This is a genomic window from Pseudomonas sp. Leaf127, assembly GCF_001423155.1.
GTDB lineage: Bacteria > Pseudomonadota > Gammaproteobacteria > Pseudomonadales > Pseudomonadaceae > Aquipseudomonas > Aquipseudomonas ovata.
Genome location: NZ_LMOA01000001.1, coordinates 738,897 through 764,266, shown reverse-complemented (window position 1 = coordinate 764,266; position 25,370 = coordinate 738,897). Strand labels below are relative to the sequence as shown.

The 25,370-nt window shown below is 63.2% G+C and carries 21 protein-coding genes and 4 tRNA genes; 7 read left to right on the top strand and 18 right to left on the bottom strand.

Annotated elements, in window-relative coordinates; genetic code table 11:
• Positions 1-121: 121 nt before the first annotated feature.
• The 5 genes from ASF84_RS03460 to ASF84_RS03440 form a co-directional block, all read right to left on the bottom strand.
• Entirely contained in the window at positions 122-505 is a 384-nt protein-coding gene (locus ASF84_RS03460; RefSeq protein ID WP_056835209.1) for a hypothetical protein, read from the bottom strand.
• The gene (locus ASF84_RS03455) at positions 502-837 is read right to left on the bottom strand and encodes a helix-turn-helix domain-containing protein (protein WP_056835207.1); all 336 of its coding nucleotides are present in this window, start codon (positions 835-837) and stop codon (positions 502-504) included. The genes ASF84_RS03460 and ASF84_RS03455 overlap by 4 nt, the downstream gene beginning before the upstream one ends.
• Positions 838-960: 123 nt before the next feature.
• Positions 961-1,413, bottom strand: a complete 453-nt coding sequence (locus ASF84_RS03450; protein ID WP_056835370.1) for a YkvA family protein — start codon at positions 1,411-1,413, stop codon at positions 961-963.
• Positions 1,414-1,794: 381 nt separating this feature from the next.
• The gene (locus ASF84_RS03445; protein ID WP_056835205.1) at positions 1,795-2,571 is read right to left on the bottom strand and encodes an FKBP-type peptidyl-prolyl cis-trans isomerase; all 777 of its coding nucleotides are present in this window, start codon (positions 2,569-2,571) and stop codon (positions 1,795-1,797) included.
• Between the two features lie 159 nt (positions 2,572-2,730).
• Positions 2,731-3,657 (bottom strand): LysR family transcriptional regulator, encoded by a 927-nt coding sequence (locus ASF84_RS03440; RefSeq protein WP_056835203.1) that lies wholly within the window; start codon positions 3,655-3,657, stop codon positions 2,731-2,733.
• Positions 3,658-3,790: 133 nt separating this feature from the next.
• Between ASF84_RS03440 and ASF84_RS03435 the strand changes: the two genes are divergently transcribed.
• Entirely contained in the window at positions 3,791-4,846 is a 1,056-nt protein-coding gene (locus tag ASF84_RS03435; RefSeq protein ID WP_056835200.1) for a tartrate dehydrogenase, read from the top strand.
• A 90-nt stretch (positions 4,847-4,936) separates the two neighbouring features.
• On the opposite strand, the gene ASF84_RS03430 is transcribed toward ASF84_RS03435, so the two are convergent.
• From ASF84_RS03430 to ASF84_RS03385, 10 genes are all read right to left on the bottom strand, one after another.
• Complete coding sequence (locus ASF84_RS03430; RefSeq protein ID WP_056835198.1) at positions 4,937-6,163, bottom strand: dipeptidase; 1,227 nt, start codon at positions 6,161-6,163, stop codon at positions 4,937-4,939.
• Positions 6,164-6,166: 3 nt separating this feature from the next.
• On the bottom strand, positions 6,167-8,473 hold the full coding sequence (locus ASF84_RS03425) for a TonB-dependent receptor domain-containing protein (protein ID WP_056835196.1): 2,307 nt from the start codon (positions 8,471-8,473) through the stop codon (positions 6,167-6,169).
• Positions 8,474-8,612: 139 nt separating this feature from the next.
• Entirely contained in the window at positions 8,613-9,047 is a 435-nt protein-coding gene (locus tag ASF84_RS03420) for a RidA family protein (RefSeq protein ID WP_056835194.1), read from the bottom strand.
• Between the two features lie 28 nt (positions 9,048-9,075).
• A complete protein-coding gene (locus ASF84_RS03415) occupies positions 9,076-10,683 on the bottom strand; it encodes a flavin monoamine oxidase family protein (RefSeq protein ID WP_056835192.1) in 1,608 nt (535 codons plus the stop codon).
• Between the two features lie 15 nt (positions 10,684-10,698).
• Positions 10,699-11,646, bottom strand: coding sequence for an ABC transporter substrate-binding protein (locus tag ASF84_RS03410; protein ID WP_056835369.1), 948 nt, complete (start codon positions 11,644-11,646; stop codon positions 10,699-10,701).
• A gap of 28 nt (positions 11,647-11,674) precedes the next feature.
• Positions 11,675-12,460, bottom strand: coding sequence for an amino acid ABC transporter ATP-binding protein (locus tag ASF84_RS03405; RefSeq protein WP_056835190.1), 786 nt, complete (start codon positions 12,458-12,460; stop codon positions 11,675-11,677).
• Positions 12,453-13,427 (bottom strand): amino acid ABC transporter permease, encoded by a 975-nt coding sequence (locus ASF84_RS03400; protein WP_056835189.1) that lies wholly within the window; start codon positions 13,425-13,427, stop codon positions 12,453-12,455. Before ASF84_RS03400 ends, ASF84_RS03405 begins: the two co-directional genes overlap by 8 nt.
• 52 nt (positions 13,428-13,479) lie before the next feature.
• Positions 13,480-15,942: a TonB-dependent receptor plug domain-containing protein gene (locus tag ASF84_RS03395; RefSeq protein ID WP_056835187.1), complete on the bottom strand. Its 2,463-nt coding sequence runs from the start codon at positions 15,940-15,942 to the stop codon at positions 13,480-13,482.
• 661 nt (positions 15,943-16,603) lie between these two features.
• Positions 16,604-16,680 (bottom strand) — tRNA-Asp (locus ASF84_RS03390).
• Between the two features lie 15 nt (positions 16,681-16,695).
• Positions 16,696-16,771, bottom strand: a tRNA-Val gene (locus tag ASF84_RS03385).
• Between the two features lie 349 nt (positions 16,772-17,120).
• On the opposite strand from ASF84_RS03385, the gene ASF84_RS03380 reads away from it, so the two are divergent.
• Together ASF84_RS03380 and ASF84_RS03375 are read left to right on the top strand one after the other, a co-directional pair.
• Positions 17,121-17,465, top strand: coding sequence for a hypothetical protein (locus ASF84_RS03380; protein WP_236709348.1), 345 nt, complete (start codon positions 17,121-17,123; stop codon positions 17,463-17,465).
• 30 nt (positions 17,466-17,495) lie between these two features.
• On the top strand, positions 17,496-20,420 hold the full coding sequence (locus tag ASF84_RS03375; protein WP_056835183.1) for a DUF4132 domain-containing protein: 2,925 nt from the start codon (positions 17,496-17,498) through the stop codon (positions 20,418-20,420).
• A 62-nt stretch (positions 20,421-20,482) separates the two neighbouring features.
• Here the strand turns inward: ASF84_RS03375 and ASF84_RS03370 are convergent, their stop codons facing one another.
• Entirely contained in the window at positions 20,483-21,427 is a 945-nt protein-coding gene (locus ASF84_RS03370) for a GlxA family transcriptional regulator (RefSeq protein WP_056835367.1), read from the bottom strand.
• A gap of 193 nt (positions 21,428-21,620) precedes the next feature.
• Between ASF84_RS03370 and ASF84_RS03365 the strand changes: the two genes are divergently transcribed.
• The 4 genes from ASF84_RS03365 to ASF84_RS03350 all read left to right on the top strand — a co-directional run bounded on the left by ASF84_RS03365 (position 21,621) and on the right by ASF84_RS03350 (position 25,077).
• The gene (locus ASF84_RS03365; protein ID WP_056835181.1) at positions 21,621-22,565 is read left to right on the top strand and encodes a choline ABC transporter substrate-binding protein; all 945 of its coding nucleotides are present in this window, start codon (positions 21,621-21,623) and stop codon (positions 22,563-22,565) included.
• Between the two features lie 72 nt (positions 22,566-22,637).
• Positions 22,638-23,525, top strand: coding sequence for a 3-keto-5-aminohexanoate cleavage protein (locus ASF84_RS03360; protein WP_056835179.1), 888 nt, complete (start codon positions 22,638-22,640; stop codon positions 23,523-23,525).
• Between the two features lie 85 nt (positions 23,526-23,610).
• Positions 23,611-24,576, top strand: coding sequence for an L-carnitine dehydrogenase (locus ASF84_RS03355; RefSeq protein ID WP_056835366.1), 966 nt, complete (start codon positions 23,611-23,613; stop codon positions 24,574-24,576).
• Positions 24,577-24,600: 24 nt separating this feature from the next.
• Positions 24,601-25,077: a thioesterase family protein gene (locus tag ASF84_RS03350; RefSeq protein ID WP_056835177.1), complete on the top strand. Its 477-nt coding sequence runs from the start codon at positions 24,601-24,603 to the stop codon at positions 25,075-25,077.
• 124 nt (positions 25,078-25,201) lie between these two features.
• Here ASF84_RS03350 and ASF84_RS03345 read toward each other — a convergent pair.
• Positions 25,202-25,278, bottom strand: a tRNA-Asp gene (locus tag ASF84_RS03345).
• Positions 25,279-25,291: 13 nt separating this feature from the next.
• A tRNA-Val gene (locus ASF84_RS03340) sits at positions 25,292-25,367 on the bottom strand.
• Positions 25,368-25,370: the final 3 nt, after the last annotated feature.

Here is a 25,370-nt window from a genome sequence, read left to right as displayed (position 1 = left end):
GTAAATTTGCAGCGTTTCATAGATTTTCAGATCGTAAATTTGTGGCGTTTCATCAATTTTGCGAGCGCTACGCACTCGGTCGCGGTGGTCCGGCATACCGGCAAGCGCGCTCCTACACACCCTACCCCACCTGCTGTTTTTCTTCCTCGACCGGATAGGCAAACTCAAACACCCGCACCACTTCCGACGCATGCCAGGCCGCCGCGGCCGTGCCATCGGAAGGGCCATTGAAACGCCCAAGCCGCGTCACACACTCGAAAAACCCGGTGCGCGGCAATCGGCTGGCGCCCTGGCTGATGACCAGCGAGCTGCGCAGCGGCTGCTCGGCGCGGGCGTCCAGTACCGCAAGGTATTCCAGGGCAGCGGTCAGGGTCTGCATTGCCGGCGTGGGCAGTTGCAGGCGCTCCAGCAAGGCGCGATAAGTCAGCAGATGACGCTGCCGGCGCGCCATATCCAATTCATTGAGCAGGCTCTGCCACTGCTGCCGGCTGATACGCACGCTCATGACTCAGCCCGCCAGCCTGGCACCCCCAGGTTCCAGGCCAGGCTGCGCTTGATGGCTGCATCCGGCTCGCGGGTACCGCTTTCAATCAATTCAAGGTAAGCCGGGCTGATGCCCACTGAACGGGCGAGACCCGCCAGCTCCAAGCCCTTGGCCTGGCGCAGCGCACCCAATTGATCAAAGCCTGGAAACTCCTCAGGCGTCGGTTGCGCCTGGGCGGCAGCGGCCGGTTGTTTCTCCTTGAGGCCGGCGGCATTCAACAACGCCTGATATTGGGCCCAAGGCAGCACAGCGTACTCGGGTTCGCCGTCACGGGAGATGACCTGAAGATCCATACGACCCCCTCTGTAGGATGTGGGCTCATGTCGAGCAGGAATAATGACCGACATCTTAACAGCGGATGAACACAGATTGCCCACCTGCAAGGGTGCGGTGCAGCGCCACTCGCTTGGGCGTCCTCAGTTTTTGGCTTTTTCCTGCTCCAGCAAGGCTTCGGTCGGTGGCAGACGCTCGACAATCGCCAGTTTTTCAGGGGCCTGCTGCTCGCGCCAGGCACGGAAAGCGTCCAGTTCATCGGTCACTTGTTTCATGACCCAGGCCAGGACGGCGATGTCATCGAACATGCCCAACCCCGGAATGAAGTCGGGAATGGCGTCCAGCGGACTCAGGAAATACATCAGGCCGGCGACAATAAAGAGAATCGACTTGGGGCTGATGCTGCGGTATTCACCGCGCCAGTAGGCCAGGCACAAGGACTGCAGCAGGCGCAGGTCATCCTTGATACGCCCCAGCCGGCTGCCCTCGCTGGAACCCTTGCGGGCCACGGCAAACAGCAAGGCCGGCAGGCGCCCGGCCGCCAGCAGACGACGGGCGCCGGGCAGAAATCGAATGAAGGTCCAGGGTGCTTTCATCATCAGTCCCCAATGGAAGCGCTCAGGTACGGCCCTTGCCGTACGTCCGCGCTGTCCGGATATGAAGGTCAATGGCCGTCATGTTATCCACATAAATTGTGGATAACCTTGTGAACAGCCGCCGTTTTCACGCCTGAGCCCCCCGGTTTACGGGGCGCGCGCTTAAATCGGGCATTTTTTACTCACCTGAAAAATCCTGTGAAATCGTTGACTTAGAGCGCTTGAGGCGCTCCATCGTGCCGGTGGCACGTTTGCCGGACCTACAGGTGCAGGTTTCATGATACTGGGACTGTATGAACGCCAATGCGTTCGACCGGATACAAGAACGCCCTGTCGGGACAGGGCGTTCGGGTCAAAGCGCTAGATGTGCGTTCTGGCGTGTTACTTCTTGGCAGGGGCCTGGGCCGGCTCTGCTTCTTCTTCCTCGTCCATGGCGCCTGGCATACCAGGTGCAGGCACCGCAGCTGGATCCTTGATGCCCAGCAGTTCCAGGTCAAAGACCAGAACCGAGTTGGCCGGAATCAGCGGGCTCGGGCTCTGGGCACCGTAGGCCAGCTCGCTCGGGATGTAGAGCTTGACCTTCTCACCCACGTGCATCAGTTGCAGGCCTTCGACCCAGCCTGGAATCACGCCGCCGACCGGCAGGTCGATCGGGCTGCCACGCTCGACGGAGCTGTCGAAGACCTTGCCGTCGATCAGCTTGCCTTCATAGTGAACGGTCACGACATCAGACGGCTTGGGTTGCGCGCCGTCGGCTTTCTTGATGACTTCGTACTGCAGACCGGAAGCGGTGGTGGTGACGCCGGATTTCTTGGCGTTGTCGGCCAGGAATTTCTTGCCGGCGGCGGCGGCTTCTTCGCTCTGCTTGGCCAGACGCTCTTCGGCACGCTTTTGCAGCGCGGCGAAGGCTTCGATCAGTTCTTCGTCCTTGAGCTTCTGGTCTTTCTTGCCGATGGCATCTTCGATGCCCAAGGCAACGGCCTTGGAGTCCAGGTCGTCCATGCCTTCCTGTGCCAGGCTCTTGCCCATGTTCAGGCCGATGCCGTAGGACGCTTTCTGGGCCGGGGATTTCAGCTCGACAGTGCTGGCCTGCTTGTCACAACCTGCGAGTACCAGACCAACCAGGGCAATCGCCGCTGCCAACCGATGCTGTTTCATGCTGTTTCCTTGTTCATGCGCCGAAAGGGCAAACGAGTAAAGCCGCGAGCTTATCAGGCCGCCGCGATCAATGGCTACCGGGATCAGAGACCGAAAACCCCGATAAGTTCAGGTAAACAAAGGTATTCCCGGATCGGCTGCATGCCGTTCAGGGCCGGTTCAGATGTTGTCTGGCGATGTACTGACCGCCACTTGATCGAGCCTGGCGAAACGCGCCACCAGAAAGTCGATCAGGCACCGCACCCGCGCCGAGAGGTGCAATTGCTGTGGATACACGGCGTAGACGTCCGCGCGAGTCGGTGTCTGGTCCTCCAGCACCAGGCGCAGCCGGCCGCTGCGCACATATTTGGCGATGTCCCACTCGGCGCGCAACAAGATGCCATAACCTTCCAGCGCCCAGTTCAGCGCCACTTCGCCATCGTTGCAGCCCAATGCGCCTTGCACCTTGATGTTCTGCGTTCGGCCGCCGTGCGTGAAGCTCCACACGCCATGCGGGGTTTCGTTCTGACGCAGAAAGATACAGTTATGCTGCGCCAGATCGCCAAGGCGTTGCGGCGTACCGTGCTTTTCCAGGTACAGCGGTGAAGCACACAGCAGCCGGCGGTTGGAGGCGATCTTGCGCGCATGAAAGGCAGCATCGGGCAGCGTGCCGAAGCGAATACCCAGGTCAAAGCCATGGGCGGTCAGGTCCAGCGGGTGGTCGCTGATCTCCAGTTGCACCTGCACCTGCGGGTACTGGCTGAAAAAGGCGGCCAGCGCCGGCCCGATGTGCCGTCGGCCAAAACCCAGCGAGGCATTGACCCGGATCAGCCCCTGCGGTGTGGCCTGTGCCTGGCTGACCAACTGCTCGACCTCATCGATCTGGGTCAGGATGCGTGCTGCATGGCTGAAATACAGTTCACCCTCGGTGGTCAGGCTCATGGAGCGGGTGGTGCGGTTGACCAGCCGGGCGCCCAGGCGCGCTTCAAGCTGGCTCAGGCGCTTACTGACAGCCGGCGGCGTGATGCCCAGTTCACGAGCGGTGGCGACCAGGCTGCCTTGCTTGGCCAACAGATGAAAAAACGACAGATCCTGCGTCTTGCTCATTGATAACCCAAAGTTAATGATGTGGTGATTACAAGTCACTCTTAGCGTTCAATTCACTACATATACTCCGCTTACACCCGGCCGGATACCCCCGCTCCGGCAGATAACAACAGCAAACCGAGTGGAGTGACCCATGAGTAGCTACAACATTGCAGCAGTACCCGGTGATGGCATTGGCGTCGAAGTCATCGCCGCAGGCGTCGAGGTCTTGCAGGCCCTGGCTGCCAAGGCCGGCTTCGAGCTGGCGTTCAAACACTTCGGCTGGAATTCCGACAACTACCTCAAGGATGGCCATTACATTCCCGAGGGTGGCCTGGCCGAGCTGAAAACCTTCGACGCCATCTTCTTCGGGGCGGTGGGCGCGTTGAATGTGCCTGACCACATTTCCCTCTGGGGCTTGCGCCTGCCGATCTGCCAGGGTTTCGACCAGTACGCTAACGTGCGCCCTGCCCGCGTACTGCCAGGGGTCAAGAGCCCACTGCACAATGGCCATGAAATCGACTGGGTGGTGGTACGGGAAAACTCAGAGGGTGAATATTCCGGCAATGGCGGGCGTGTGCATCGCGGCCTGCCTGAAGAAGTGGCCACCGAAGTGTCGGTCTTTACCCGCGCCGGCGTCGAGCGCATCCACCGCTTTGCCTTCGAGCTGGCCCGCAGCCGACCACGCAAGCACCTGACCCTGGTCACCAAATCCAACGCCCAGCGCCACGGCATGGTGCTGTGGGACGAGATTTTCTTTGAGGTGGCCAGGGACTTCCCGGACGTGAAGGTCGACAAGGAGCTGGTCGACGCCGTGACCACGCGCATGGTGCTCAAGCCGCAGACCCTGGATGTGATCGTGGCCACCAACCTGCACGCCGACATTCTGTCGGACCTGGCTGCGGCCCTGTCGGGCAGCCTGGGCATTGCGCCGACCGCCAACCTCAACCCGGGCCGTCAATTCCCGTCGATGTTCGAGCCCATTCACGGGTCGGCGTTCGACATCACCGGCAAGGGCGTGGCCAACCCCATCGCCACCTTCTGGACTGCCGCCATGATGCTTGAACACCTGGGCGAACCGGCGGCGGCCAAGACCCTGATGGCGGCCATCGAGGCGGTTACCGAAAGCGGCGTGCACACCCCCGATCTGGGCGGCACCGCCACCACCCGGCAGGTGACCGATGCGGTGCTGGCGCTGATCAATCGCTGATCGACGGGCGCCCTGGCTGACCGTAGGCGCCGCTTCAGCGACGAAGGCCACGACGCAGAAACGGCGCCTGCTTCCCGGCTGAAGCGGGTCCTACAAAGGCGCCGGCCCGTCGCGCCGATCCTGGGCGGCCTGCAGCACCCGCAGCAGGTTTTCGCCCCAGATATTGGCCAGGTCCTGCTCGCTGTAGCCCGCCCGCAGCAGCCGCTCGCTGATGCGCGGCAGCAGGCTGACGTCTTCGAGCCCCGCGACTCCGCCACCACCGTCCCAATCGGCGCCGATACCAACGTGCTCGGGGCCGACAACGGCAAGGATGTGCAACAGGTGCTGCATGAACACGTCCAGGTCCGGCCGGGGTTGCGGATAGCGTTGCTTGACCGCTGCGATCTCGCCCTGCAACGCCTTGACCTCGACCGGGTTCAGGGCCGCCAGGTCGTGGTAGCGGGCGTACAGCGGTGCCAGGGCCTTTTGCCGCTGCGGGTTGGGCTTGAACGGGATCAGGTAGTCGCCATAACTGTTGACCTGCACCACCCCGCCCTTGGCCGCCAACCGGCGCAGGCGCTCGTCATCCAGGTTGCGCGGGTGTGGGCTGATCGCCTTGGCGCTGCTGTGCGAGGCGATGACCGGTGCGGTCGACAGCGCCAGCACCTGATCGAACACCGCATCGGAAGCGTGCGACACATCCAGCAGGATGCCCGCGCGGTTGGCCGCCACCACCAGGTCACGCCCCTTGGGACTCAGACCGTGCCACTCCGGCAAGGCCGTGGCCGAGTCGGCCATCTCGTTGGTGCTGAAGTGCACCAGGCCAAGCATGCGCAGGCCCTGACGATAGTAGGTCTGCAACAGCGCCGGATCCGAACCCAGCGGGTCGGCGTTTTCCATGCTGATGAACACCACGCGCTTGCCGGCACTGGCGATGCGCCGGGCATCGGCCGGTGTCAGCGCCAACTCGAATTGATCCGGGGCACGGCTGATCAGGTCCTTGATGCGCGCCAGCACCGACAGTCCGTAGTGACTGGCGTAGGCGCGCCCGGCTTCGGTGCGCGGGCCTGGCGGGGTGTAGATCACCCAGAAGCCTCCATCGAGCCCGCCCTCGCGCATGCGCGGCAAGTCGACCTGGCTGCCGTCGTCCTTGTAGGTATGACGCACTAGCATGTCCCAGCCGGGGCGCAGGAAATTCATCGGGGTGTCCAAGTGGCTGTCGAGCACCAGAAGGCGCTGATGCAAGGCCTGGGTCGCAGGGCTGACCTGCTCGTCGGCCTGCGCCTGGAAAGAGGTCAGAGCCAGGGCGAGCAGAACTGAACGCTTGAGTGGGGGCATGGTTTAGAACTCCGCGCTCAGGGTGGTCTGGAAGGTACGCGGCGAACCGGGCCGGTAGGACGCCGGGCCACTGACGGTGCTGAGCATGTAGCCCAGGTAGTGCTTGTCGAACAGGTTGTCGATGTTGAAACGCAGCTTGACGCTCTTGAGCGGGCCGTAATGCAGCGCGTCGCCGCCCAAATCGAGGTAGGCGTTGTACAACGTGTAGCCGGGCACCGATTCGGTATTGGTGAAGTTGCTGTAGCGCGAACCGATATGCCGGGCCGAGACGTTCAGCACCGCCCAGGGGCTGAACTCGTAAGTCACGCCGGCCTGGGCCAGCCAGCGCGGGCTGTCGGGGATTTCGTTGTCCTTGAGGGCAAAGCCTGCCGCATCATCGTCGAAACGCGCCACGTTGTAGCTGACACTGCCGTTGAGCACGACCTTGTTGGCCAGGATCGGCGGCTTCCATTGCCCGCTCAGCTCCGAGCCGTAGGCCGAGGCCTTGCCGACGTTCTGGTAGAAGGTCTCGGTGGTGCTGCTGCCGGGCACCATGGCGGCGAACGCTTGCAGGCGGTTGTCGAACTCGGTGCGGTACAGCGCCCAGGCGGCGTTGAACGTCGGCCGGTTGAAGCGGTAGCCGATTTCGTAGTTCTTCGAGGTCTCGGCAGCCGGGGCCGGCACGTTGGGGCTGGCTGCCCGGTAGACGTCATCGGCGCCGCGCGGCAGGGCGAGGTTTTCCGAATAGGAGGCAAACAGCTGTGAGTCGCCGGTCAAGTCATAGACCAGGCCGGCCTGGGGCAAGAAGTTATCGCGCCAGTTCGTGCCCAGCTTCGGCTGGCGGTTGGCAATGTAGTCGCCGGCGTTGCGGTAGCCTTGCACTTCATAATCAAGGTCCAGGCGCTTGACACCGAACTGCAGGCGCAGGCGGTCGTCCAGCAGTGTCCAGGTGTCCTTGAGATGCAGTTGCAGCGAGTCGCGGGTCGAGCTGAAGTCGCCTTGCAGATGCACCGGCTCGTTGAGTAGACGATAACCGGCCGGGCTGCCATCGGTCAGGTTGTAACGGGCCTGCAAGCGATTGAACACGTCCTTTTCGGCCCAGATGCCGGCTTCGATGGCGTGCTGGCCGACGCGCCAGGTGAAGTTCGTGGTGGCGCCGTAGCGATGCCCGCTCAGGGCCGACAACCCATACTGGATGCCGCGCGGTGCGCTCAGGCCGGGCACGGTGGCCACCTGGGCGGTGTGCAAGGCCAACGAGGTGCCGTAGGCCTCAGGCGACACACCAAAGCCTTGCTTGTCTTCGTAATAAACGCTGGTGGTGTTGTCCAGGTTGTCATTGAGCGCAAAGCGCCCGCTCAGGCTGTACAGCGTGTCGCGGCGCTGATTGATCGCGGTCTTGTAGAACTGGTTGTAGCCGGCGTTACTGTATTGCACCCCGGCGACCGTGGGGGTCAGGTCCGGCACTGTGCCGAGGTAGGCAAAGTCACGTCCCGAGCGGCCAAAGGCATCCCCTGCCATACCCTGGTACTGGGCCTGAGTGATCGAGGGCGAGTCGTAGTCGAAGAAATCGTTATGCACCACGCGAAACTGGAGGTCGTTATCGTCGCCAAATTGATAACGCACCTTGCCTTCCAGGTGCTCGCGGTCAATGGTGCCGGGGCCGCGCCACAAGTCGCCGTCGATCTTGGAGCGGCTGAAATAGGCCGACAGGCCGTTGTACTCACCGGTGTTGACCTTGAAGAAACTGCGTCGCAGGCTGTCGCTGCCCAACGTGTAGGACGTGCTGATACCCGCCTTCTGGCCGGGATTGACCGACACATAATCCACGTACGGACCCAGCGAGGTGTAGCCAGGCTGCGAGACATCGCCAGCCCCGGTCGAGGCGGTCACCCGCTCGGTGTTTTCGTTGTCGACGTAGCGATAGATGGGGCTGCCGCCGAATTGGTCACTGCGCCCCAGTGGCACGCCGTCGATGGAAAAGCCGATCTGCTGAAAATTGAAGGCCCGTACGAACACTGAGTTGCCGAACTCATATAACCCCAGCGCGTCATTGACCTGCACGTTGAAGCCCGGCAGTGATTCGAGCATTTTCAGCCCGGAGGTGCCGGCCGGTGCTGAAAGCAGTGCCTGGTGCGAGATCGACACCGTATTGCTGATCCGGTCGGTGCCAATGGCCTCATCGGCCCCGGTCACCCGGGCGCCGACCACCTGGACTTTTTGCAGTTGCGGATCGGTGCGTATTTGCACGTCTTCGGCCCAGGCTGTTTCAGCGCTCAGGCCCAGCCATAACAGATTGCCCAACCAGAACCTGGCCTGTATTGCGGTGTTCATCGTTCGTCCTTATCGGCTTTTCGCGGGCGCACGAACCCGTGCCGGGACAGCGGCCAGTGCAGGCCAGCGTCCCGGAGTCCGAATTAATGAGGTTGAGAAAATGGTCAGCGGCGCCAAGGCCGCCGTTCAGCCGATCGCGTCAGGCGGTCCTGGCGGCAATGGCCTCGACTTCGATCAGCGCACCGGGCAATGGCAGGCCAGCCACCTGCAAGGCGGTGCGCGTCGGTGTTTCGGGCTGTTGTTCAGTGCCGAAAAATTGCGTGTAGCCAGCCTGCAGGCCGGCAAAGTCCAGGCGGCCGCCGGTGGCCTCGGTGCCCAGCAGGAAAACCTTCAGCGACACGATATCGCCCAGGTCCAGGTCTTGCTGGCGCAGGATGGCGCGCAGTTTGTTGAACACCGAAACCGCCTGCACCTCGGTGTTGCCATAAGCCGCCTGCGTCCCGGGCGGCGCGCTCGGGTCGGCCACATCCGGCAAGGTGCCGCTGATGAACACCAGGCTGGCCGAGGCCGGCACGGTCACGGTTTGCGAGATGGGAAAGGTTCCTGCGCGGGTGCGTTGAATGCTGTCGCTCATGGTGATGTTCCTTGAAAGTCGCGCCGCATCACGGCGTTCGGTTGAGGGGTGCAGTGCAAAGGCCAGCCTGGACCGCCTGACGCTGGGCGATGACCTGCTCGGCCAGCAGGCCGATCACATGGCGCGCCGAGTTGGCCGCCGATTCCTGCCAGATGCCGACACCGCTTTGCACCAGCCCGTCGCCGGCCAAATACACCCGGCCGTGAGGTTTTTCGAGCAAGGCGCTGTCGAGGGCGGGAAAACGATCACGCGCCAGCCACGGCCCTTCACTGAACCGTATCTGCTCCCACGACACGGCCAGCGGGTGGCGCAGGTGCTGCGAATAGCCAGGGTGCAACAGCTCGACCGCGTCTCTGGAGGCCTGGTATTGCGTCGCCAGTGGCTGCCGGCCAAATTCGCGGGCGTCGTCGCTGGTGAGGTAACCGGCCACCAGCAGGCCGTTGCGGGTGTTCAAGTCGTTGCTCGGGTACCAGAGCAGTCGCGCCGGGTGCTCGACCCAGGACAGGCCGCCATAAATGCGGTAGTCGCTTTCCCAGAAACGCGGTGACTGCCAGGCCACCTTGGTGGCCTGGCCATTGGGGACACGCTGCAAGGCGGCCTTGACCGGCTCGCTGAAGTCGGTATCAAGCCGCGCCAGCAGCGGCAGCGGCACGGTGGAAATCAGGTAGTCGGCACGCACCACCTGCTCCAGACCGCTGGCGTGATCGTGATAGGTCACCGCCACGCCGTCGTCGCGCTGGCGCAGGCTGCGCACCTCGGCGCCCAGTTGCACATGATCGCGAACCCGCTGGTAGAAGGCGTCAGTGATCCGGTCCATACCGCCGACCGGCTGGAACATGGTCGCCGAGAACTCGGGAAACTCACTGTGCAGCAAGGCGCCCCACAACTCCGGATGCAGTAACCGGTCAAGGCTTACCGGCGTCAGGCTGCCCGGCAAGGCACCGGGGTGCCGCTGCGACTCCCGGTGACCGGCGCGCAGGCTGCCTTCATAGGCCAGTTCCTGGGACAGGTCACCGTAGACCTGTAGAAACGCCAGCAACCGGGTGCGCTCCTCGTGGCTCAACACATCATCCAGCGCATCGCGCCTGACCGCCGTGGCCAGCAGGCCGGCCAGGTGCCCACGGGTGTCGTTGACGGCCTGGCCGACGGTGAACGCCGGCTGTTGCAGGTCCGGCCTGACATGGGCGCCATGGCTGCTGTTGACCAGCACTTCCAGCGGTACGCCCAGCTCGCTGCAATAGTCGAGCAAGGTGCGATGCTGGCTGGGAATACGCGCAGGCCCGGCATTGAAATATAAGCCAGGGTCAAGCCGCGCGGTCTGGCTGCGACCGTCGAGGTAGTCGACCCGGTCGCCATCGCGCAGCGTCCAGGTCCGCCCACCCACGCGCTGGCGGGCCTCCAGCACCTGCACCTTGAACCCTGCGCGGGTCAGTTCCAGTGCCGAGACCAGCCCGGCGATACCAGCGCCCAGAACCAGCACGCTGGCGCCCTGCCCGGTGTTGGCGGCCAGCTTGAGCGGTTGCGGGCGACGGTGTGCAGAAGGCCCAAGGCCCAGTGCGGCCAGCGCCCCGGTCACTGCGCCCTCGCCGCCAACGGTGGCGAGGGTCGACAGGGCTTCACGTCGTGTCAGTGTCATGTCCGTTCTCCTGGGTCAGTCCGGCAGGCCCGGTGGGTTGATCTGCGAGCGGGCGATGCGCTCGACATCCAGCCCCCAGCGCTGCAGCACCTGGGTGTATTGACCGCCCTCGATCACCCCTTGCAGGGCGGTATGAACGGGCGTGATCAGGCCGTTGTCCTTGCGGGTGGTCACGGCGATGTCGGCCTGCAAGGGCCAGCCGCCGTTGACCACCCCGACCCGACGTGTGCCGCCGGTCAGGGCGGCGGCATAGGCTGCGGTGGCGTTGGGCCCGAAGGTGGCATCGGAACGCCCGGACTGCACCGCCAGTTGCGCCGAGGCGTTGTCGTCGTAGTACTGCAGCAAGGCCGGCTTGAGCCCGGCCTTTTCATTGGCCTGGTTCCAGGCCAGCAGGACCTTCTCCTGATTGGTGCCGGAGCCGACGATGATCTTCAGCCCCGCAATATCGGGGGCTGCGTTGATGGCCTGGATCGGGCTGGTGCTCTTGACGTAGAACCCCAGCACGTCCTGGCGGTAGGTGGCGAAATCGAAACGCTTCTTGCGCGCCTCGGTGACGGTCACGTTGCTGATCACGACGTCGTACTTGCCGGAGCTGACGCCCAGCGGCCAGTCCTCCCAACTGCTTTGCACGACATTGAGCTGCAGGCCCAGACTGTCAGCGATCAATTGCGCAGTGTCGGCCTCGCTGCCGATGGTGGTCTTGTCGTCACTGGCCAGCAACGCCAGTGGCGGGTTGGAGGCGCCAGACACCGCCACGGTGAACTTGCCCGGCTGGGCGAACCTGAAACCGGCCGGGATCTGCGCGATGGCCGCCTCGTTGCGCGGCGCACGAATGCGCTCACGCTCGGCGCTGAGGTCGAACTTCACAACCTTGACATCGGCCGGGCCTGGGTCAGCCACGGCCAACTGGCCGAGGCTGACGGCCAGCGCCAGCAAAGTGATACGGGTGGTATTAACAAGCATCATCGATGGACTCCCTGTGCATCCGGATTCATAAGACCTTGCCGAAAAACGCGGCGGTGCGCGGGTGGCGCGGATGGTTGAAAATCTGCTGCGGCGGCCCCTGCTCGACCAGCCGGCCTTCGCACAGGAACACCACATGGTCGGCCACTTCACGGGCGAAACCGATCTCGTGGGTCACCACCACCAGGGTCACGCCCAGTCGGGCCAGGCCCTTGATCACGTCCAGCACTTCCCCGACCAACTCGGGGTCCAGTGCCGAGGTCGGCTCGTCGAACAGCAGGACCTTGGGCTCCAGCGCCAGGGCCCGGGCAATCGCCACGCGCTGTTGCTGGCCACCGGACAATTCCCGGGGGTAGGCATCCGCCTTGTCGGCCAGGCCCACACGGGCCAGCAGCTCCAGCGCCCTGCCCGCTGCCTGTGGCTTGCTCCAGCGCTTGTGGGCCAGCGGCGCCTCGGCGATGTTTTGCGCAGCGGTCAGGTGCGGGAACAGGTTGAAGTTCTGGAACACAAAGCCCACCTCGGCCCGGCGCTTGAGGACTTCACGCTCCTTGAGTTCGTACAGAAGCTCGCCCTTGCGTCGGTAGCCAACGTACTCGCCATCGATGGTGATCAGTCCGTGGTCGATCTTTTCCAGGTGGTTGATGGTGCGCAGCAAGGTCGATTTGCCCGAGCCGGAAGGCCCGAGAATGACCGTGACCTTGCCCGGCTCGATGTCCAGGTCGATGCCCTTGAGCACCTCATGCTGGCCGTAACGCTTGCCCACGCCCTGGATACGGATATGGCCTGCCGGCCGTGCAGCAGTGGCTTCAGCCATGACGACGCACCTCGATCCAGTGCTGCACGCGCTGCAGCGGTGTCGGTGGCAAGACCCGGCTGGTACCGCGGGCGAAATAACGCTCGACGTAGTACTGCAGGAGGGTCAGCACACTGGTGATGATCAGGTACCAGACCGTGGCCACGATCAGCAGCGGGATCACGGCCTGGGTGCGGTTGTAGATGACCTGCACGGTGTAGAACAGCTCGGGCAGTGCCAGCACGTAGACGATCGAGGTGCCCTTGACCAGGCCGATGATCTCGTTGAAACCCGACGGCAGGATCGAACGCAGCGCCTGCGGCAGGATGATGCGCACGATGCGTCGGTGGGTCGGCAAACCCAGCGCGGCGGCGGCTTCATGCTGACCCTGGTCGACACCCAGGATGCCGCCGCGAATGATCTCGGCGGTGTAGGCCGCCTGCATCAATGACAGGCCCAGCACCGCCACGGTGAACTGGCTGAGTACATCCACCGTTGACCATTCGGCCAGGACCCAACCGGTGAACGGCACACCGAGCACGATGTGGTCGTAGAGGTAGGCGAAGTTGTAGAGGATGATCAGCACCAGCAGCGCCGGCAGCGACCGAAAGAACCAGATATAGCCCCAGGCCAGCGACGCCAGCAGCGGCGATTTCGACAACCGCGCCAGCGCCAGCGCAGTGCCGAGCACAATGCTGAACACCGTGCCCAGCAGGGTCAACAGCAAGGTCTGGCCCAGGCCGCGCAGCACCGACGGCGCCAGGAACCATTCGGCGAACACGCCCCACTCCCAGCGTGGGTTGGTCAGCAGCGAATGACCCAGGGTCAGCAGCACCAGGACGGCGAACGCGGTGCCGACCCAGCGCCACGGATGGCGCGTCGGCACTACCCGCAGCACCTGGACAGGCGCCTGCCGACGCGGGGCGGTGGCGGTGGTGTAATCCTTGACCTCGTGGTGCAGATCGAAGGGTTTGGCGATGGTCGGCATGTGATATTCCTTGCAGGCAGAGACGTGTGTCGTGATCAACCGCACGGGCGGGTCAGAAGGCGTAGCTCAGGCGCGTGTAGTAGTAGCCACCGGTAAAGCCGTACGGCGAATAGGTGCCGTAGCTGCTGACCATGGTGCTGCTGGGCACACCTTGTTTTTCGGGATAAAGGTCGAACAGGTTCTTGGCGCCGATGGCCAGGTTCAGGTCGCGGGTAATGTCGTAGCCCACGTCCAGGTCGGTGATCCAGCGGGCCTGGTAGGTGCGATCCAGCGAGCGGTCGCTGGCGGTATTGACCTCGGTGTACTTGCCGTAGCGAGTCAGGGTCAGGTTGACGTTGAAGCGGTCGATCTTCCAGTCGCCGCTGAGGATGAACTTGGTGGCGGGCTGCACGCCGTCGATCACGTTGCGCGCCTTGCGGTCCATCAGCGCGTAGTCGGTGCCCAGGATGGTGGTGGAGTTCTTGTAGTTGAGGATCTCGGTGTCGTTGTAGTTGAACGCCGCCGTCCAGCGCAGCGAGCCGAAGCCGTCGAGGTCCTGGAGGTAGTTGCCGACCAGGTCGACGCCTTGGGTGCGGGTGTCGGCGCCATTGATGAAGTACTGCCCGCCCGAGGTCGAATCGATGCCATTGCCCAGCAGCACCTGGGTGACTTCGCTGCCCAGCAAGGTGTTGGTCAGGGTGATGCGGTCACGCAGGTTGATCACATAGGCATCGACGGTCAGGCTCAGGCGCTCGCTGGGCGTCAAGGCAAAGCCCAGGCTGAAGTTGGTCGAGCGCTCCGGCTTGAGCGATTCGGCGCCCAGCGCCTTGGCCGCGCCCGAATCCACCGGCAGCACGCCATAGTTGATCGACTGGTAGACGCCATCGACCACGCCATAGGTGGTCGAGCGGGCACTGAACAGGCTGTTGGCCAGGGACGGCGCCCGAAAGCCGTTGCTCACCGTGGCACGTACGGCAAACTGTGGCGTGAATTCATAGCGGGTGGTCAGCTTGCCGCTGCGGGTGGCGCCCACGCCCTGGTTGTAATGCTCGTAGCGCAGCGCCGTGCCTACGTACCACTGCGGCAACGGGTTGAACCCTACGTCGATGTAGCTGGCCAGGCTGTTGCGGGTAGCCTTGTCGGTCTGGTCGGGGGCAATACCGTTGGTGACCTGCGCGCCGGAGGCCGCGCAGTTGCCCGCCGCCAGGCAATAACCACCGTTGGCCCAGGACGCCCAGTCGCCCTCCTCGACCTCATAGCCATCACGGCGATGCTCGAACCCCAGCGACACATCCAGCGGCTTGCTCAGGCCGACATCGAAACCGCGTTTGAAATCCAGGTTGGTAGTCAGCTCGCTGGCGATCCAGGTGCCGGACTTGAATGAATTGGGCGTGGCCTCGCCCAGCGACGGGTTCTGGTTGTGCCAGGTGCCCTGTTCGGCATCGTTACGGCCATAGGTGGTCGACAAATCCCAGTCCCAGGCACCGACCTGGCCCTTGCCGCCGAAAGCGGCCTGGAAGTCTTCTTCGTCGATGTACCAGGTGGGCGTGTAGCCGCCCGGGTAACCATTGGGGCCAGTGCGAATGGTGTTGACGATGGTCGGCAGGCGAAAATTCTGGCCTTGCTCGTATTTGCGCCGGGACCAGGTGCTGAACGAGTACAGGGTCAGGTCGTCGCCAACCGGCAGTTCGGCGTTGTAGGCCAGGTTGAGCAGGTTGTTCTTCGGCGTGCCGTAACCGCCATAGGTCGATTTGCCCGCCAGGTCATAGGCCTGCGCATAGGTGTAGCCATTGTCGCTGGCCTTGTTGTCGTCGTTCTGGCTGCGCGCATCAAGGGCCAGTTGCAGGATACCGCCGCTACCCATCTCGAAGCCCTTGTTCAGGCTCTGCTGCACGGTCTGCTTCTTGCCGTCGTAGCCGATGCCGGCATGGGTGATGGACGTACCGCTGGTGTCGGCCTTGAGGATGATATTGATCACCCCGGCAATCGCGTCCGAGCCATATTGCGCCGCGGCACCGTCGCGCAGCACCTCGACGTGGTCGATGGCGCTGATGGGGATCAGGTCAAGGTCCGCGGGCGCTGCGCCGGTGTTGATACCGTTGATGTTCAACGTCGCGCTGGTGTGGCGGCGCTTGCCGTTGACCAGCACCAGCACCTCGGAGGCCGGCAGGCCGCGCAGGTTGGGGGCCTTGACCATGCCGCTGGCATCGGAGCCGGTCTTTTCCGGCAGGGTCAGCGACGGGATTACCGCACTCAGGGCTTCCATCAGGCCGGGCTTGCCGGTTTCCTGCAATTGCCTGGCGCCCACTACATCAATCGGCACCGGGCTGCTGGTCACCGTGCGCTGCTCAGCACCGCGGTTGCCGGTCACCACCACGGTCGACAGGGTGTCGGCCTGGCTACGGGGCGCAAGTGCCGGGTCATCGGCCTGCACGGCACCGGCCCAAAACAGCCCGGCAATGGCCAGCCCCAACGGGACGGGTGCGAATGTAGGGCGGTTTTCTTGCGCACCTTTGCCTTGAATCACAGGCTCCATGGTCACTCCAGAACGAATGGCATGCGCCATCCGTGTCGCCAGACGGCGCAGTCGGGTACGTACGCCATCATCGGGATGACGCGTTATAAAAAGGAGGAGACAGATGGCCGTGCTGCGCGCCGCCGTGGACGGCAAGACACGCGCAGGCAGACCTCAGCCGTTCAGGCCGGGCGGCGCAAGACAAAAGGGCGTGGGCGGGTACTTCTGGACAGGCCGTGTGGGCAGACGGCGCAGGCTATGCAGATCGCAGGACTGGGTGTGCGACATGGGGAGATTCCCTTCCAACATTCCTGCTCAGGGATCCTGTGGGATCACCCTGGCAACCTGCACAGCCTCAGGCGTCTGGCCTGGGATGCGAAGGTCTGCGATGCAGGCGCTTCTTCACATTGGGACCATCCTGGGTGCGGGGGTAGGCTGTTGAAAGCAAACATAACGGAATTTATAACGGTCAGATAATTCTATTTGGCTATATCCAAATATGAATAAAACTTATCTAAACCTGCGCCCTGGATTCACCGAAGGTATAAACAGCCAGGTATAGGATCTGGTGAAGGGATGAATGACGGCAAACAAGCCGGCTTCACCCTGCAGAAAGCAAAAAAGCGACCCTAAGGTCGCTTTCTTGTTTGGCTCAGATCGTTCAGTGAACCTGAGCTGAAGATGGCGCAGCGGACGGGACTCGAACCCGCGACCCCCGGCGTGACAGGCCGGTATTCTAACCGACTGAACTACCGCTGCGCATTGCACTGAGATTGGTGGGTGATGACGGGATCGAACCGCCGACCCTCTGCTTGTAAGGCAGATGCTCTCCCGGCTGAGCTAATCACCCTTTGTCTCTCGGTGCGGCGCGCATTCTATGGCGTGCTGGCGGCAATAGCAAGCTTTTGTAACATCAACGTTTACGTATTGTTGCGGACACAGCGCCCAAGGGGCCGGTGTAGAGCGAATCCATGACAAGCGGCTAATCCATAGCACGATGAATCTGCACGTTATCGGGTATTTGATAAAAGACGGGGCGCATGCAGACAAGCGACCCGCCGGGATACACTCATCAACCTGGCCTGGCTTGCGAGGAAGACCCCATGAAGCTGGTGGTTCATAGCTATTGCCTCAGAGGCGCACGCCAGGAGCCTTTGCTGCCTTCTGTCAGCCTGAGCCCCGCCTCATCGACCTTAACGGTGAGCGAGCTTATCGGCCTGGCCGTTGCCGAACAGATCACCTTGCTCTCAGCCCGACATGTCGCGCAACAGGCCTCGCTGCGTGAAGTACTCGACCGCCAGTACCTGAGCGAGCGGGACATCGTTCAGCAAGCCGGTGAAGGCGTGATTGCCATGCCCCAGGCAAGCCCTCCTCCAGCACTGGACGTTAGCGTTGAAATCAGGCGTGCCTTGAAGGGCTTTGAAACCCGCGCTTTTCGTATTCTGCACAACGGCGTCATGCTGCAGCGGCTCGATGAGTCAATCGAGCTGAGTCCGACCTCCACGCTTGCCTTTATCCGCCTGGTGCCGCTGATGGGCGGCTGATTCTCATCGTTCCCTTTCCCGGATGCCCTCATGCAATCACGCCGTCCCGTGCCTGAACAAGCCACACGCCTTGCAGCGCTGCGCGCCTTCTGCGAACACGCGCTGGATAATGACCCCGAACTCGCAGGCCATGACAACGGCGAGCCCGGCTTCTGGAACGGCGTCGATTTGCTGCGCATCGCCACTGACTGGGTCAGGCAGCAGCCCGGGGAAGGCCCCAGGGCACTGGCAGAGGGTTTTGTCTTTCCCACCGTCTGGGACGATCTGGAGGATCGCCGCGATCAACAGCGTCATGAGTTGCAATACCGACTCTGCGATGCCTGGATCACCGCCCACCCGGATGCCTATGCGCAAGAGCAGATCGGTGCGCGGTTGCAGCACATGCTGCAATACGCGTTCGAGGACAGTGATTATCCATTGCCCACGGACGAAGACGGCCCGGCCTGTTACCGTCGGCGCCACGACCAGGCCTGGGCCTTTCCTGATGTCGAGGACTGTATCAGGCGCCTGAGTCATTACCCGCCCACCCCGGCCTGGCAGACCCTGGCCGGATGGTTGCTGGACGGCCGCTGGAACCGCGAGCAGCCGCTGTCCTCACCCCATGACGCACCCCGGAAAATCGCCGACGCCTATGTCTACGCCTACCAGGACATCGGCCGCATCGCGGCGGCCCTGCTGCAAGCCGGCGGCCTTGATTACCCGCGTTTTGTGCGGGCCGCCGACACCTGGGGCCGCGCCATGATGGCCTATTCGGACGACACCGGGCTGGCCAGCGACGACGTTGACCTGGATCGGTATGCCGATGAGGCATGCGAGGAGGACGATGATGAACATCCCACCGACGAAGACATTGATGATCAACCGCCACAACAGGATGCCTCTGCCGCTGAAGCCACCACGGCCGTGCCACCGGAACTGATTGATTTCACCGTTCGCTATGTCGAGGCGGCCCTGGCCGCCTTGCCCGATAACGCCGCAAGGCTTGCAGACACCTTCCGTTTGGTAGAGGTGTTCCAGCCGCGCTGGCTGCTGCAGGCGCTGGCAGTTATCGAACGTATGGGCATGACGCCGGATCACTTCCATGACGGTTTTGGTGATACGGCTGCGGTGCTTGAGCGCTTCCTGCGGCTTGAGCAATTGCCCGGTAGCCTGTCAGCAGAACTGCTTACAGCACTGAGCGACTTTTCCAGAAATACCCTGCTGACCGCACTGCCCTACGCCGGCAAGGCCAGCCCGGTGCTGCTCGACGCGCTCGGCTGGAATGACCTGCAAGCCTTTCAGCAGCAATACCTGGAGATTGCCCTGGCGCCCCGCTCCGGCTGGGGCACTGACCTGCCCAATACACTGGATGAAACCGTGGGGGTGGTGGATCGTGACCGGCTGGACCAGGCACTGGCCGACGCCGACCCGGACCATCTGCGCGCTTACCTGGCAGCACTCGAACACTCGCCTTGGGCGTTTCCCCAGACACGCCTGCTGCTCGACGCCTACCGGGGAATCGGCCGACCGGCGCTGGAAAAAAAGCTGGCCCGTTATGCCCAGGCGGCCATGCGTATCTATGGCGTGCTGCCCGTCACCGATGCAGACGACGTTCGCCAGCGCTACCTGATGCTGAAGAAACTGCACAAGGAGGTGTGCAAGTACGGCGCCGAACGACAGGCCAACTCCCATGCGGCCATACAGGCCGGCCTGGAAAACCTGGCGTGTGTCGCCGGTTACCCTTCGGCCATTCGCCTGGAATGGGCGATGGAATCGCAGATCGCTGAATCGGCCGTGACCGCCGCCACTCTGGAGGGCTATGACGTTACGTTGGTGATCGACGGCCTGTCGCCGACGCTGCACATCAGCAAAGCGGGAAAAACGCTCAAGAGCGCACCGCCTGCGCTGCGCAAAAACGTCGACTTCATGGCCTTGAAAACGCAGCAGAGCCAACTCAAGGAACAGATCGCCCGCTTCTGCCGCACCCTGGAAGCGATGATGAGCAGCGGCGAAGCCCTGGCACTGGCCGACCTTGGGCCGCTGCTGAACCTGCCTGCCGTTCGCCTGCTGCTGGAACAACTGATCGTGCAGGCCGACGACACGGTGCTGGGCTGGCTCGATGCCGCCACGCTGGCGGTGACTGACCTCGAAGGCCGCCAGCACGTCATTGAACAGCAGCTGCGCATTGCCCACCCGTTTCACCTGTTCACGGCAGGACAGCTGTCGGCCTGGCAGAAAGAGGTGGTCAGCCACCGTCGCGTACAACCGTTCAAGCAGGCCTTTCGCGAGCTGTACCTGCTGACCCCGGCCGAGCGCGATACCGCCCTGTGGTCCAGCCGGTTTGCCGGCCACCGCCTCAAAGGCAAGGTCGCCGCCCGGTTGTTGCAGGCGCGCCACTGGTCGACCTCAAACGTCGAGGATGTCCATTATTCGAGCAAGCAACACGGTATCGAGGCCCGGTTCGACTTTCTGGAGACCGGCCATTACCTCTCGGAAACCGAACACCTTGTCTTCGACACCATTGCATTCCAGCGCAACGGCGACGCCCTGCTGCTTGAGCAGGTCCCGCCGCTGCTGTTCTCGGAAGTCATGCGTGACGCCGACCTGCTGGTGTCGGTGGCCCACGCCGCCGACGGCTACAGCACCAGCCAGGAAACCCTGCAACGACGCGCCGAACTGGTCGGTGAGCTGATTGCCGGGCTGGGGCTGCAAAACGTCCGGTGCGAGGGGCATTTCCTGCACATTACCGGCCAGCGTGCGAATTACCGCCTTCACCTGGGCAGCGCGGTCATCCATATCGAGCCGGGCAACTATTTGTGCATCGTGCCTGCCGGCAGCCAGCCCACGGCGTTCTACCTGCCGTTCGCCGACACCGACCAGAAAATGGCCGAGGTGCTGAGCAAGCTGTTCCTGTTGCTGGACGATATGAGCATCACCGACAGCCTGATCCTGGAGCAGATACAGCGCGGCAGTTGATGGCGGTTTTGTTCAACGGTGCGGTTGCCGCCGTGCCTTGGGTGACACAGCAAAAGCGACGCTCAAGCCACTTCGCGTCGCCGATCCTCCCTCGGGCATCTGGCAAACCGCGCCCGGTAACGGCGGGTGAAATACGACGGCGATTCAAACCCGCAGGCAATGCTGACCTCCAGCACGCTCATGTCGCTCTGGCGCAGCAATTGCCGGGCTTTTTCCAGGCGCAGCCCCAGGTAGAAATTGCTCGGTGTGTCGTTCAGGTGCAAGCGGAACAAGCGCTCCAGCTGGCGCCGGGTGACCTTGATCGTCTCGGCCAGCACCAGGGTGCTCAGCGGGGGTTCGGTGTGTTGCTCCATCTCGCCAATCACCTGCACCAGTTTCTTGTTGTTGATGCCGTAGCGCGTGGCGATCTGCATGCGCTGGTGATCCTTGCGCGGACGGATGCGGCCGAGCACGAACTGTTCGGAGACCTGGATGGCCAGGTCCGGGCCGTGCGCCTGGGCGATCAGGTCGAGCATCAGGTCGATGGACGCGGTGCCACCGGCACAGGTGATACGGCGGCGGTCGATCTCGAACAGTTCCTGGGTCACCGTCAGCTGTGGGTAGGATTCCTTGAAGGCGTCGATGGCTTCCCAGTGCAAGGTCAGGCGATGGCCGTCGAGCAGGCCCGCCTCGGCCAGTACACAGGCGCCGGTGTCAATGGCACCGAGGGTCACGCCCTCGTGATCGAGGCGACGCAGCCAGTGCTGTAGCGCAGGCGTGACGGACTGCAAGGGTTCGAAACCGGCAACCACCAGCAGGGTCGCGCCTTTTTTCAACGGTTCCAGCGCGGCATCGGCGTTGACCGACATGCCATTGCTCGCCAGTACCGCACCGCCGTCGGCGCTCAACACCTGCCAGCGATACAGCTCGCCACGAAAGCGGTTGGCCACCCGCAACGGTTCCAGCGCGGAGATGAAACCAATGGCCGAAAACCCCGGCATCAGCAAAAAGTAGAAGTTCTGGACCACGATGGCGCTCTCGAAGGACGGGCAGCGTGGCACTGTGATACTCCCGTTCATGGGCAGATTCAAGAGCCCAGGTCGCCACAGTGCAAACGCCGGTCGCCACCGTACGCTTTGTCAGCCTCGAAGGTCCGTAACGTGGCGTCACGGTGCACAAAGACGCCGCCTCCCCACAATAACGACTGCCGAGGGCTCCACCATGAACCGACTGATCAGCCGCTGCGTGTTCACACTCGGCGCCAGCGCCATCCTGAGCACACAGGTGATGGCAGCGGATGCCGCGTCCTGCCAGAACGTGCGCATGGGCGTGGTGAACTGGACCGATGTCATCGCCACCAGTGCCATGACCCAAGTGTTGCTTGATGGCCTCGGCTACAAGACCAAACAGACCAGTGCGTCCCAGCAGATCATCTTTGCCGGCATCCGCGACCAGCGCCTGGACCTGTTCCTGGGCTACTGGAACCCGCTGATGACCCAGACCATCACCCCGTTCGTCGACGCCGGGCAAGTCAAGGTCCTCGACAAACCCAGCCTGCAGGACGCCCGTGCCACCCTCGCCGTGCCGACCTACCTGGCAGACAAGGGCCTGAAAACCTTTGCCGACATCGCCCGGTTCGAAAAAGAACTGGGTGGCAAGCTCTATGGCATCGAGCCAGGCTCGGGGGCCAATACCCAGATCAAGGCGATGATTACCAGAAACCAGTTCGGCCTGGGCAAGTTCCAACTGGTGGAGTCCAGCGAAGCCGGCATGCTCGCCACCGTCGACCGCGCCGTACGCCGCAAGGAAGCCGTGGTGTTCTTCGGCTGGGCACCGCACCCGATGAACATCAACGTCGCCATGACCTACCTCACCGGCAGCGAAGATGCCCTGGGCCCGAATGAAGGCATGGCCACCGTCTGGACGGTGACGTCGCCCACCTACGCCCAGCAGTGCCCCAACGTGCACAAGCTGCTGACCAACCTGACGTTCACCGCCGCCGACGAGAGCCGGATGATGCAGCCGCTGTTGGATCACAAGGATCCGCTGGAATCGGCCAGGCAGTGGCTCAAGGATCACCCGCAGGACCAGGCTCGCTGGCTGGAAGGCGTGACCACCTTTGACGGCAAACCGGCGGCCGCCAACCTGCAACTGACCGGCAAATAATCCCTGTTCAATCACCGCTTCGCCGCTGTGAAAGGCTGCGAACAGCATTAACACGCCCTAAGGAATTGCCTCATGAACCACGACGTCATCATCACCTGCGCACTCACCGGTGCTGGCGACACGACCGCCAGAAGCCCCCACGTGCCGGTCACCCCCAAACAGATCGCCGCGGCTGCCGTGGAAGCCGCCAAGGCCGGCGCCACCGTGGTGCATTGCCATGTGCGTGACCCCGAGACCGGCCGGTTCAGCCGCGATGTGGCGTTGTACCGCGAAGTCATGGAGCGCATCCGCGAGGCCGACATCGACATTATCGTCAACCTTACTGCCGGCATGGGCGGCGACCTGGAGATCGGTGCGGGGGAAAACCCGATGGCCTTCGGCCCGGGCACTGACCTGGTCGGTCCGCTGACCCGCCTGGCCCATGTCGAAGAACTGCTGCCGGAAATCTGCACCCTGGACTGCGGCACCCTGAACTTCGGCGACGGCGACACCATTTACGTGTCCACCCCGGCGCAACTGCGCGCCGGGGCCAGACGCATTCAGGCACTGGGGGTAAAGGCCGAGCTGGAAATCTTCGACACCGGCCACCTGTGGTTTGCCAGGCAGATGATCAAGGAAGGCCTGCTCGACAACCCGCTGTTCCAGCTGTGCCTGGGCATCCCATGGGGCGCACCGGCCGACACCACCACCATGAAGGCCATGGTCGACAACCTGCCGGCCGATGCCGTGTGGGCCGGCTTCGGCATCGGCCGCATGCAGATGCCGATGGCGGCGCAAGCGGTGCTGCTGGGCGGCAATGTCCGCGTCGGCCTGGAAGACAACCTGTGGCTGGACAAGGGCGTGCTGGCGACCAATGGCCAATTGGTGGAGCGCGCCGGCGAAATCCTCAGCCGCCTGGGCGCACGCGTGCTGACCCCGGCTGAAGGCCGCGTGAAGATGGGCCTTGCGCAGCGAGGTTGACCGGTGGCCGAAACCGGCATCAGGACCGTGGACGATGGCTGGCCCGTCGCCACAACAGATTACCCACCCCTTTCAGGAAATCGTCATGCGCTTTATCACTGAGATCAAAACCTTCGCCGCCCTGGGCAGCGGCGTTATCGGCAGCGGCTGGGTGTCCCGCGCCCTTGCTCACGGCCTGGATGTGGTCGCCTGGGACCCGGCGCCCGGCGCCGAAGCCGCACTGCGCCAACGCGTCGCCAATGCCTGGGGGGCCCTGGAGCAACAGGGCCTGGCAGCGGGTGCCTCCCAGGACCGCCTGCGCGTTGTCGACACCATTGAAGAATGCGTGAAAGACGCCGACTTTATCCAGGAAAGCGCGCCGGAACGCCTGGAATTGAAGCTGCAATTGCACCGTCAGATCAGCGCAGCCGCCAAACCCGAGGCGCTGATCGGTTCAAGCACTTCCGGGCTGCTGCCAAGTGAATTCTATGAAAGCGCCACCCATCCAGAGCGCTGCGTGGTCGGGCACCCGTTCAACCCGGTGTACCTGCTGCCGCTGGTGGAAGTGGTCGGCGGCAAGCACACCGCACCCGAGGCGATCCAGGCGGCGATCACGGTGTATGAATCGCTCGGCATGCGCCCGCTGCATGTGCGCAAGGAGGTCCCCGGCTTTATCGCTGACCGTCTGCTGGAAGCGCTGTGGCGTGAGGCGCTGCACCTGGTGAATGACGGCGTGGCGACCACCGGCGAAATCGATGACGCGATTCGCTTTGGCGCCGGCCTGCGCTGGTCGTTCATGGGCACTTTCCTGACCTACACCCTGGCCGGTGGCGATGCCGGTATGCGGCACTTCATGGCGCAGTTCGGCCCGGCGCTGCAGTTGCCGTGGACCTATCTGCCGGCACCGGAACTGACCGACCGGTTGATTGACGATGTGGTCGAGGGCACCACCGAGCAGTTGGGCACCCACAGCATTTCAGCCCTGGAGCGTTACCGTGATGATTGCCTGCTTGCCGTACTGGAGGCCGTGAAGACCACCAAGGCCAGGCACGGTATGAACTTCACCGACTGACCCATGCCAAGCCGAGTACCGCCCATGCCTGCACTGACCACCTACACCACCCGCATCCAGCCTGATTGGGTCGACTATAACGGCCACCTGCGCGACGCGTTCTACCTGCTGATCTTCAGCTACGCCACCGACGCGCTGATGGACACCCTGGGCCTGGACAGCGATCACCGTGAAGCCTGCGGCCATTCACTGTTCACCCTGGAGCTGCACCTCAATTACCTGCATGAAGTCAAACTGGGTGCCGAGGTCGAGGTGCACACGCAACTGATCACCCACGACACCAAGCGCCTGCACCTTTATCACAGCCTGCATCGGGTTGGAGAGGCCAGGGAACTGGCCGGCAATGAGCAGATGCTGCTGCACGTTGACCTGGCCGGGCCGCATTCGGCGCCATTTACCGAGGCCACCCTGGAACGACTCGCCGCGATCAGCGCCGGGCAGGCCGAGCTGCCAAGGCCCGCCCTGCTCGGCCGGGTCATCGGTTTACCCGCTAAAAAATAGCCAACAGGAAAAGCCACGGTCAGCCGTGGCTCAAGAGGCCGTTCAGGAGCACCAGAAACGAAAAAAGCGACCCGAAGGTCGCTTTTTTGTTAGCCCGGATCGTTCAGTGAACCCAGGCTGAAGATGGCGCAGCGGACGGGACTCGAACCCGCGACCCCCGGCGTGACAGGCCGGTATTCTAACCGACTGAACTACCGCTGCGCATACACTGAGATGGTGGGTGATGACGGGATCGAACCGCCGACCCTCTGCTTGTAAGGCAGATGCTCTCCCAGCTGAGCTAATCACCCGTT